The 8685-nt window shown below is 70.8% G+C and carries 10 protein-coding genes; 4 read left to right on the forward strand and 6 right to left on the reverse strand.

Annotation, left to right across the window (positions count from 1 at the left end):
- Positions 1 to 6 precede the first annotated feature (6 nt).
- Together VFO68_RS08790 and VFO68_RS08795 are read right to left on the reverse strand one after the other, a co-directional pair.
- Positions 7 to 858 carry an undecaprenyl-diphosphate phosphatase gene (locus VFO68_RS08790; protein ID WP_325157691.1) on the reverse strand — a complete coding sequence of 284 codons (852 nt, stop codon included), beginning with the start codon at positions 856 to 858 and terminating at the stop codon, positions 7 to 9.
- Positions 859 to 888: 30 nt separating this feature from the next.
- On the reverse strand, positions 889 to 1938 hold the full coding sequence (locus VFO68_RS08795) for an LLM class F420-dependent oxidoreductase (protein ID WP_325157692.1): 1050 nt from the start codon (positions 1936 to 1938) through the stop codon (positions 889 to 891).
- Positions 1939 to 2029: 91 nt separating this feature from the next.
- Between VFO68_RS08795 and VFO68_RS08800 the strand changes: the two genes are divergently transcribed.
- Positions 2030 to 3001, forward strand: a complete 972-nt coding sequence (locus VFO68_RS08800) for an aldo/keto reductase (protein WP_325157693.1) — start codon at positions 2030 to 2032, stop codon at positions 2999 to 3001.
- On the opposite strand, the gene VFO68_RS08805 is transcribed toward VFO68_RS08800, so the two are convergent.
- Positions 2994 to 3923 (reverse strand): ABC transporter substrate-binding protein, encoded by a 930-nt coding sequence (locus VFO68_RS08805; RefSeq protein WP_325157694.1) that lies wholly within the window; start codon positions 3921 to 3923, stop codon positions 2994 to 2996. The genes VFO68_RS08800 and VFO68_RS08805 overlap by 8 nt on opposite strands.
- Positions 3924 to 4118: 195 nt before the next feature.
- Entirely contained in the window at positions 4119 to 4505 is a 387-nt protein-coding gene (locus tag VFO68_RS08810) for a hypothetical protein (protein WP_325157695.1), read from the reverse strand.
- A gap of 150 nt (positions 4506 to 4655) precedes the next feature.
- Between VFO68_RS08810 and VFO68_RS08815 the strand changes: the two genes are divergently transcribed.
- The 3 genes from VFO68_RS08815 to VFO68_RS08825 all read left to right on the forward strand — a co-directional run bounded on the left by VFO68_RS08815 (position 4656) and on the right by VFO68_RS08825 (position 6670).
- Positions 4656 to 5339, forward strand: coding sequence for a carbonic anhydrase (locus VFO68_RS08815; RefSeq protein WP_325157696.1), 684 nt, complete (start codon positions 4656 to 4658; stop codon positions 5337 to 5339).
- Between the two features lie 126 nt (positions 5340 to 5465).
- Positions 5466 to 6458 (forward strand): hypothetical protein, encoded by a 993-nt coding sequence (locus VFO68_RS08820; protein WP_325157697.1) that lies wholly within the window; start codon positions 5466 to 5468, stop codon positions 6456 to 6458.
- Positions 6455 to 6670 carry a DUF5703 family protein gene (locus tag VFO68_RS08825; protein ID WP_325157698.1) on the forward strand — a complete coding sequence of 72 codons (216 nt, stop codon included), beginning with the start codon at positions 6455 to 6457 and terminating at the stop codon, positions 6668 to 6670. Before VFO68_RS08820 ends, VFO68_RS08825 begins: the two co-directional genes overlap by 4 nt.
- Before the next feature lie 58 nt (positions 6671 to 6728).
- On the opposite strand, the gene VFO68_RS08830 is transcribed toward VFO68_RS08825, so the two are convergent.
- Positions 6729 to 7211 (reverse strand): DUF2231 domain-containing protein, encoded by a 483-nt coding sequence (locus VFO68_RS08830; protein ID WP_325157699.1) that lies wholly within the window; start codon positions 7209 to 7211, stop codon positions 6729 to 6731.
- A 75-nt stretch (positions 7212 to 7286) separates the two neighbouring features.
- On the reverse strand, positions 7287 to 8588 hold the full coding sequence (locus tag VFO68_RS08835; RefSeq protein ID WP_325157700.1) for a M20/M25/M40 family metallo-hydrolase: 1302 nt from the start codon (positions 8586 to 8588) through the stop codon (positions 7287 to 7289).
- Positions 8589 to 8685 lie beyond the last annotated feature (97 nt).

Genomic DNA, 8685 nt, shown 5'->3' on the forward strand with positions numbered 1-8685 from the left:
GCGACGTCACTGCGCCTCGATCGCGCCCGTCGCCAGCAGCACCATCAGCAGCGAACCCAGCACGATCCGGTACACGATGAAGATCGTGTACGTGTGCCCGGCGATGAACTTCAGCAGCCACGCCACCGCCGCGTACCCCACCACGAAACTGACCACCGTCGCCACGATCGTGTTGCCCCAGCCGACCCCGCCGGAGATGTTGTCGTACTCGGTCACCGACTGCAGCACCGAGGCGCCCAGCAGCGCCGGGATGGACAGGAAGAACGACAGCCGGGTGGCCGACACCCGGTCCAGGCCGAGCAGCAACGAGGCCGACAGCGTGGCGCCGGACCGGGAGAAGCCGGGGAACAGCAACGCGAGGATCTGCGACGAGCCCACGATCATCGTGTCGGCGAGCGTGACGTCCTGCTCGCCACGCTTCTGTGTGCCCAACCGTTCGGCCAGCCACATCACCGCGCTGCCCACGATCAGCGAGCCCGCCACGATCCACAGCGACGCCAGCGGCCCCTTGATCAGCTCCTGGGCGGCGATGCCCACCACGACGATCGGGATCGTCGCGTAGATCACCCACCAGCCGAACCGGTAGTCGCGGTCGGTGCGCGCCTCCCGGTGCCGCAGCCCGCGAAACCACGCCGTGGTGATCCGCGCGATGTCACCGAAGAAGTACACGAGCACCGCGGCGATCGCGCCGACCTGGATCACCGCGGTGAACCCGACCACGGCCGGATCGTCGACGGGGATGCCCAGCAGCCCCTCGGTGATCTTGAGATGCCCGGTGGAAGAGACCGGCAGAAACTCGGTCAGTCCCTCGACGACGCCGAGAATGGCAGCGTCGAGGACGCTGATCGTGGTGCTCACTTACTCCCTCTCGCCCGTGCGGGCCGAACCTCAGTCGCCGACCCCAGCCTTGTCCAGAGCTTCCACGGCGAGCCGCAACGCCGCCGTGCCGCGCTCCAGATCTTGCAGGGCGACCGAGATGGTCAGTGTGGTGACCCCCGACTCGGCGAGGGCGACCATCCGGTCGGCGATCCGCTCCCGGGAACCGAGCAGCGAGGTCGAGTCGATGAACCCCAGCGGCACCTTGGCCGCCGCACCGGCGTAGTCCTTGGCCAGGTACAGATCCTGGCACTGCGCGGCCTCCGCCTCGTAACCCATGCGGCAGGCCAGGTTGTTGTAGAAGTTCTGCTCCCGGCTGCCCATCCCGCCGACGTAGAGGGCCGCGTAGGGCCGCACCAGATCGGCCGCGGACTCCCAGTCGTCGCCGGCGATCAGCGGCATGGTCGGCACGACGTCGAAGCCGGCCATGGTCTTGCCGGCCTTCTCCCGGCCCGCGCGGATCAGCTCGAGCTGCTCGCCTGCGAACTCCGGGGAGTAGAAGATGGCCAGCCAGCCGTCGGCGATCTCGCCGGTCAGCTCCAGGTTCTTCGGGCCGATCGAGGCCAGGTACACCGGGATCTCCGGGCGCACCGGGTGCACGATCAGCTTCAGCGGCTTGCCCGGCCCGTCCGGCAGCGGCAGCGTGAAGTGCTTGCCGGCGTAGCTGACCCGCTCACGGCGCAGCGCCGCGCGCACGATGTCGACGTACTCCCGGGTGCGGGCCAGCGGCTTGTCGAACTTGACCCCGTACCAGCCCTCGGACACCTGCGGGCCGGACACCCCGAGGCCGAGCCGGAACCGGCCGCCGGACAGGGTGTCCAGGGTCGCTGCGGTCATCGCGGTCATCGCCGGGGCCCGGGCCGGGATCTGCAGGATGGCGCTGCCCACGTCCATGCGCTCGGTGTGCGCGGCCACCCAGGTCAGCACGGTCGGCACGTCCGAGCCGTAGGCCTCGGCCGCCCACGCCACCGCGTACCCGAGCCGGTCGGCCTCCTTGGCCAGCTCGAGGTTGGCGGCGTCGTTGCCCGCACCCCAGTAACCCAGGTTGAGTCCCAGTCGCATTCGCAGCACTCTACCGGCCATTGGCGGTGTGCCAACTGTGTGCGGCACCACGCCCGGCGCGCGTCCTGAGCTGCCTTTAGGCTCGCCCCCCGTGGAGCAACGACACCTCGGTCGCAGTGGGCTGCGGGTGTCCAGGCTCGGCCTGGGCACGATGACCTGGGGCAGGGACACCGACGCCGAGGAGGCCGCGAGCCAACTGGTCGCCTTCATCGACCTCGGCGGCACCCTGGTGGACACCGCGGACGTCTACAGCGACGGGGAGAGCGAGCGCATCCTCGGCGGCATCCTGGCGGATCTGGTGCCCCGGGACGCGATCGTGCTGGCCACCAAGGCGGTGGCCCGGCGCGACGCCGGACCGTTCGGCGGCGGCGCGTCCCGTGGTGCGCTGCTGGCCGCGCTGGACGGGTCGCTGCGCCGGCTCGGCGTCGAGCACGTCGACCTGTGGCAGCTGCACGCCTGGGACGTCGAGGTGCCGATCGAGGAGACGCTCTCCGCGGTGGACGCGGCGCTGCGGGCCGGGAAGATCCGCTACGCCGGCGTGTCCAACTACTCGGGCTGGCAGCTGGCCACCGCGGCCACCCTGCAGCGGTCCGGGCTCGCCCCGCTGATCAGCACCCAGGTCGAGTACTCGCTGCTGGAGCGCGGGATCGAGCGTGAGGTGCTGCCGGCCGCCGCGCACCACGGCATCGGCCTGCTGCCGTGGGCCCCGCTGGGCCGCGGGGTGCTCACCGGCAAGTACCGGGCGGCGACCCCGGCCGACTCCCGCGGCGCCTCGGCGCACTACGCCCCGTACGTCGAGCACCACCGCACGGACCGGGCCGCCCGCATCGTGCAGGCGGTGGTGACCGCGGCCGACGGCCTGGCCACCTCGGCGCTGTCGGTGGCCCTGGCCTGGGTCCGGGACCGGCCCGGCGTGGTCGCCCCGATCGTCGGCGCCCGCGACACCGGCCAGCTGCTCGGCTCGCTGATCTCCGAGGAGCTGACCCTGCCGGAGGCGATCAGGGCGGCCCTGGACGACGTCAGCGGCATCGACCTGGGCTACCCGGAGCGGCCGATCAGCTGACGATCAGCTTCTGCACGTCGAGCGGCTTGGTGATCATGCCCTGGGACAGCATCAGGTCGGCCACCCGCTGCGGCCGAACGGCGCGCAGCGAGCTCGGGTACTTGCCGATGCTCATCAGCGAGGCCACGTTCGGCTCGATCTTGAGGTACTCGGTGAACTCCCGCTCGAGGGCGGCGCGGTTCAGCGCCCGTACCTGCGCGTCGACCAGCGAGGCCTGGAACGCCTTGACCGTGTTCGGGTTGCGCTCGGCGAACTTGCGGCCGCACACGTAGCCGGACTGCGGCAGGTCGACGGTCGCGCCGGTGGCGGTGTCGGCCAGCGGCACGGCGCCGGTCTTGATCTGGACATCGGTCAGGAACGGCTCGATCAGCCAGCCGGCGTCGACCTTGCCGTCCCGCACCGCGCCGCCGATCTTGTCGAACGGGTACTCGACGTAGTCCACGTCGGCGGGCTTGACCCCGTTCGTGGTCAGCAGCGCGTCGATCAGCATCACGCCGAGGCCGCGCGGGTTGTTCACACCGATCTTGGCGCCCTTGAGGTCGGCCACGGTGCGCAGCTTGGAGGTCGGCGCGGTCAGCAGCGCGCTGGTCAGCGTGCCGGTCTGGCAGGCCTCACCGATCAGCACCCAGTCGGCGCCGTCGGCGATGTTGAGGAAGATCGTCACCCAGCTGTCGAAGTGGACGTCCTCCGGCCCGTTGTCCAGGTCGAACCGGTTGTCACCGGTCAGTTCGGACTCCACGAACTTGGGCCGCAGCCCATTCTGCTGGAACACGCCCTCACGCTGGGCGAGATACAGCGGCGCGGTGTCCGGGACCGGGAGCACCCCCAGCCGGACCTCGGGCTGCTCCACCGGTCCGGCGCCGGCGGACTTCTCCCCGCCGGACGCGCAACCGGCGAGGAGGAGCGCGCCTCCGGCCGACAAGAGCGTGCGCCTGCTCAACACAATGGGTGACTTGGTAACCAATTAAACCTGCTCCTTGAATGACCGTGGCCCCGCCCCGAAAATACCGGTCGCCAAGACGACAGGCTACGTGCATGCCGGATCGCCGACACTAGGGCCTTAAGTCACATCAATGCAGTTCACAACTGGTACACAAGCGACTACGCAGCAGGTCGATCAAGGCCCGAAATACCCGTTAACGTCACTGCGCCACATCAACCTAATCGCGGTGAGTAGAAGGATGGCGGACAAAAACAGGACGGAAAGATCAATTAATGCGAATTCTATGAGTAACGCCATCATCGCGATGAGTAGACAGGAAAGCACCGTGGACGCGGTGCGTGCCCAGCCGTGTCCGGAGCGCACGGCCATGGCGAACCAGGTGGCCAGCAGCAGCGGCACCAGGAAGATCGGAAAGCTGTCGTCGAGGCCGGTGTAGATCCGGTACGCCGCCGTCAGCGCCACGTCCCCCAGCAGGAACCCGGCCGCCAGTCGCACCGGCCGGGGCGGATCGGCCGGGACGGTGTCCCCGAAGATGGGCGTGTTCCTCGGATCGATGGTCATCGTTGACCTCCTGCACTCCCTGACCTGGGATTCGACCACTGATACCAGTTCGTTACAAGCCCCGACCTGCACTGATCGCGACTCCCCCGTTCGGATGAAACCGCTGCGCCGTCCCCACCGAGTCGCCCGGCGACCGGCAGCATTCCGCGCATGAACGGTCACCCTGTGTCTCGCCGGTCGCTGTTCGCGCTGGGTACGGCCACCACGGTGGGCATGCTCGCCGGGCCCGCGGTGGCGCTCGCCGCGCCCGATCCGCCGGACCCGGCCGCGGCGTGGCGCGCGCTCGCCGTGGGCAACATCCGGTTCACCGCGGGCTGCCCGGACCACCCGCACCAGGACTCCGGCTGGCGGGAGACGCTCCTCGCCGAGCAGCACCCGATCGCCTGCGTGCTGAGCTGCGCGGACTCCCGGGTGGGCCCGGAGCTCGTCTTCGACCAGGGACTCGGCGACCTGTTCACGGTGCGCACGGCCGGCGCGGTGATCGACGACGCGGTCGCCGGCAGCGTCGAGTACGCCGTGCTGCACCTGCGGGTTCCGCTGGTTGTCGTGCTCGGCCACTCCGGCTGCGGCGCGGTCCGGGCCGCGATCGACCTGGTGCGCGGCGCCACGATCACCGGCGCGGTCGGCACCCTGGCCCGGGCCGTCGAGGCCGCCGTGCGAGCCACCCCAGCCGTGCCGGACGACGCGGCGTTCCACCAGGCCTGCGTGCTCACCCACACCCGCCGGGTCGCCGCCGAACTGCCGGCCCGCTGCCCGGCGATCGCCGCGCGGGAGGTGCCGGTGGTCGCGGCCGGGTACGACCTGGCCACCGGAGTGGCGCGAAGGCTGGACTGAGCTGGACGCTTGCCAGCGCGAACGAACACAGGGGATGCTGGGCGTAACGTCCTGATGACCGCGTTGTGAAGTCGGCGGGCTTCACCCAGTGTCGCCAGGCCGGGTGGGAGGTAGATGTTGCGTCGCGTGGTTGCCACCCTCGTGGTGGGCTCAGCGGCGCTCGCCGTGGGATGTTCGGCGGACAGCGAGCCGCGCGACGAGCTGATGTTGACCGACTCCCCCGTCGCGGCCGCTCCCGCGATCTCGCCGCCCGCCGCCGCGACGCCGGCCGGGACCGTGCTCGCGGCCGCCGGCACACCCACCGCGATGACCGTCGACACCGGCAACCGGCTGCTCGCCGTGGCCGTCGACACGCCCGCGGTCCTGCTCTACGACCTCGCCGCCCCCACCGCCGCGCCACGGTCGGTCCCGCTGCCCGGACCGGCCGAGGACCTGCGGCTGGCCGCGCCCGGCGGGCCGCTGCTGGCCACCGCGGCCGGGCAGCTGGTCCGGATCGCGCTGCCGGCCGGCGCCAGCACGAGCACCGCGGTCGGCGGCGCGCCGGTGAGCGCCACGCCCTTCGACGACGACACGCTCGTCGCCGTGCGGGACCGCCGCGAGGTGGCCGTGGTCGGCGCCGACGCCGTGCGGCGGGTGATCACCGGCAGCATGTTCAGCGCCGACCGGGTGCTCAGCACCGGCGACCACGCCGTGGTGCTCGACCGGCTGCGCAACGCGGTGTTCGAGCTCGACGTGCCGGGCGGAGCGGTGCGGGCAGGGCTGCGTGCAGGCGAGGGCTCCACCAACGCGACCACCGACCGGTACGGCCGGGTGCTGGTGGTCGACACCCGGGGCGGAGCGCTGCTCGCCTTCTCGGTCGACCCGCTGCTGCTGCGCCAGCGCTACCCGGTCGCCGGGGCGCCGTTCGGCATCGCCTACGACCCCACCCGCGACCTCGCGTGGGTGACCTTGACCGCGAAGAACGAAGTCGTCGGCTACCAGATGGCGGGAGGCGAACCGCGCGAGCGGCACCGCTTCCCCACCGTCGGGCAGCCGAACTCGGTGACCGTGGATCCCGGTGACGGCCGCGTGTTCGTCGCGTCCGCCTCGGGAGAAGGGATACAGGTGATCACACCATGAACACTGACGGGGTGATCGACGGGGACTGGGAGTACCGGCCGCTGCGCCTGCCCCCCGGGGTGTCGCGGCGCGCGGCGGCCACGCAACTGTCCATTCACGCCGAGTTCTCGGGGTGGGAGCTGTCCACCGTGCGGCTCTACTCCGACGGCTCCCGCAAGGTGTGGCTGAAACGGCCTCGGCGCAGCGACCTCCTGCCCGGTTTGAGCACATAGCCCCAGGGCCTCAAGGTCCAGGGGCACCGCATTCGCGCGCCAGCACCGACGCGCCGCCTCAGCGCGGCTGGGTGTTCTGCACCCCGTCCCAGACCGCCCGGGAGCCGGCCTCCCCCACCCGGTACACGTGCACCCCGGCCGCCACCGCGAACCCGACGGTCAGCACCGCGACCGCGATAGTGGCGATCTTCGTCCAGGCCACCGCCTGCCGCCGGCCGACCTCGTGGACGACCATCAGCGCGGCCACCGCGACCAGCAGCGGAATCGCGAAGTAGAGCATCAGATCGCCGAGTTGCTGGTGGGTGCGCACCAACTCGTTGTCCGGAAGCCGCCGCTGCAGGTCCGTCCCGCTGGACGTGGCCACCGGCACCAGGATCGTCGCGACCGCGGCCACGGCGACCACGAGCCAGCCGAACCGGGCCCGCGCGGCCGGCCACACCGCCACGACGATCGCCCCGAGGACGGCCAGCGGCAGCAACACCACCACGAAGTGCACGGTCAGCGGGTGCAGCGGAAGACCGTTCACGAACTCCGGCAGCATCGGCGCCTCCTACTCAGGCAACGAGTGGACGATCGAGACTACGCATCGCGGCGTCGGCGGGTTCACCTGGGACCGTCAGCAGTTGCGCAGGAACCGGTCGAGCACGCGCACCCCGAACTGGATGGCGTCGATCGGCACCCGCTCGTCCACCCCGTGGAACAGCGCGGTGAAGTCGAGGTCCGGCGGCAACCGCAGCGGAGCGAACCCGAAGCACCGGATACCCAACGTGTGGAACGCCTTGGCGTCCGTACCGCCGGACAGCACGTACGGCAGGGTGGTCGCGCCCGGGTCCTCGGCGAGGATCGCCGCCCGCATGGCGTCCACAAGCTCACCGTCGAAAGTGGTCTCCACCGGCGGCAGGTGCGTGATCCACTCCCGCTCCACGTCCGGCCCGAGGATCTCGTCGAGCTCCCGCTCGAAGGCCTCCTGCCGGCCCGGCAGAATCCGACAGTCCACAGTGGCCTCCGCCACCGACGGAATCACGTTCGCCTTGTACCCCGCCTTCAACATCGTCGGGTTGGCGGTGTCCCGCAAGGTCGCCCCGACCACTCGCGCCAGCGGCCCCAACTTGGCCACCGAGCCCTCCAGGTCGTCCTCCTCGAACACCAACCCGGTCAGCTGCGAGACCCCCGCCAGCACCTCCCGCACCGAGTCCGTCAGCACGATCGGAAACCGGTGCCGCCCCAGCCGCGCCACCGCCTCGGCCACCTTGGTCACGGCGTTGTCCTCGTGGATCATCGACCCGTGCCCGGCGCGGCCCCGCACCCGCAGCCGCATCCACGCGATCCCCTTCTCCGCGATCTCGATGAAGTAGGCCCGCAGGTCCGGCCCCAGCGTCGCCGAGAACCCCCCGACCTCCCCGATCGCCTCGGTCGCCCCCTCGAACAGGTCCGGCCGGTTATCCACCAACCACTGCGCCCCGTACGCTCCCCCGGCTTCCTCGTCAGCCACGAAGGCGAAAATCAGATCCCGCGGCGGCACCACCCCCTCCCGCTTGAACCGCCGCGCCACGGCCAGCGTCATCGCCACCATGTCCTTCATGTCGACAGCCCCGCGCCCCCACACGTACCCGTCCTGCACCGCCCCCGAAAACGGATGCACGGACCACTCGGCAGGATCCGCCGGCACCACATCCAGATGCCCATGCACCAGCAACGCCCCCCGGCTCCGGTCGGCCCCCGCCAACCGCGCAACCACGTTCAGCCGATCCCGCCCCCCCGACTCCACGATCTCGACCTCATACCCCACATCCCCCAGCTCCCGAGCCACATACTCGGCCGCCGCCCGCTCACCGACAGTAGTCTCCGGCTCCCCCGTGTTAGTAGAGTCGATCCGAATCAACTCACTCGTCAGCCGAACAACCTCGTCCTCGATCATCCCGCCTTCCTACCACCCACCCCCCACCCCACCCACCCCCCATCAGCTACCCTGTTCCCCACCGGTCCGAGTGGCGGAATGGCAGACGCGCTAGCTT

It is taken from the genome of Actinophytocola sp. (genome assembly GCF_035712165.1).
In the GTDB taxonomy this organism is placed as follows: domain Bacteria; phylum Actinomycetota; class Actinomycetes; order Mycobacteriales; family Pseudonocardiaceae; genus DASYTH01.

Coding starts and splice junctions, on each gene's coding strand:
- VFO68_RS08825 (WP_325157698.1), top strand. CDS start 6,455: ATGAACACTGACGGGGTGATCGACGGGGACTGGGAGTACCGGCCGCTG.
- VFO68_RS08830 (WP_325157699.1), bottom strand. CDS start 7,211: ATGCTGCCGGAGTTCGTGAACGGTCTTCCGCTGCACCCGCTGACCGTG.
- VFO68_RS08835 (WP_325157700.1), bottom strand. CDS start 8,588: ATGATCGAGGACGAGGTTGTTCGGCTGACGAGTGAGTTGATTCGGATC.
- VFO68_RS08795 (WP_325157692.1), bottom strand. CDS start 1,938: ATGCGACTGGGACTCAACCTGGGTTACTGGGGTGCGGGCAACGACGCC.
- VFO68_RS08810 (WP_325157695.1), bottom strand. CDS start 4,505: ATGACCATCGATCCGAGGAACACGCCCATCTTCGGGGACACCGTCCCG.
- VFO68_RS08815 (WP_325157696.1), top strand. CDS start 4,656: ATGAACGGTCACCCTGTGTCTCGCCGGTCGCTGTTCGCGCTGGGTACG.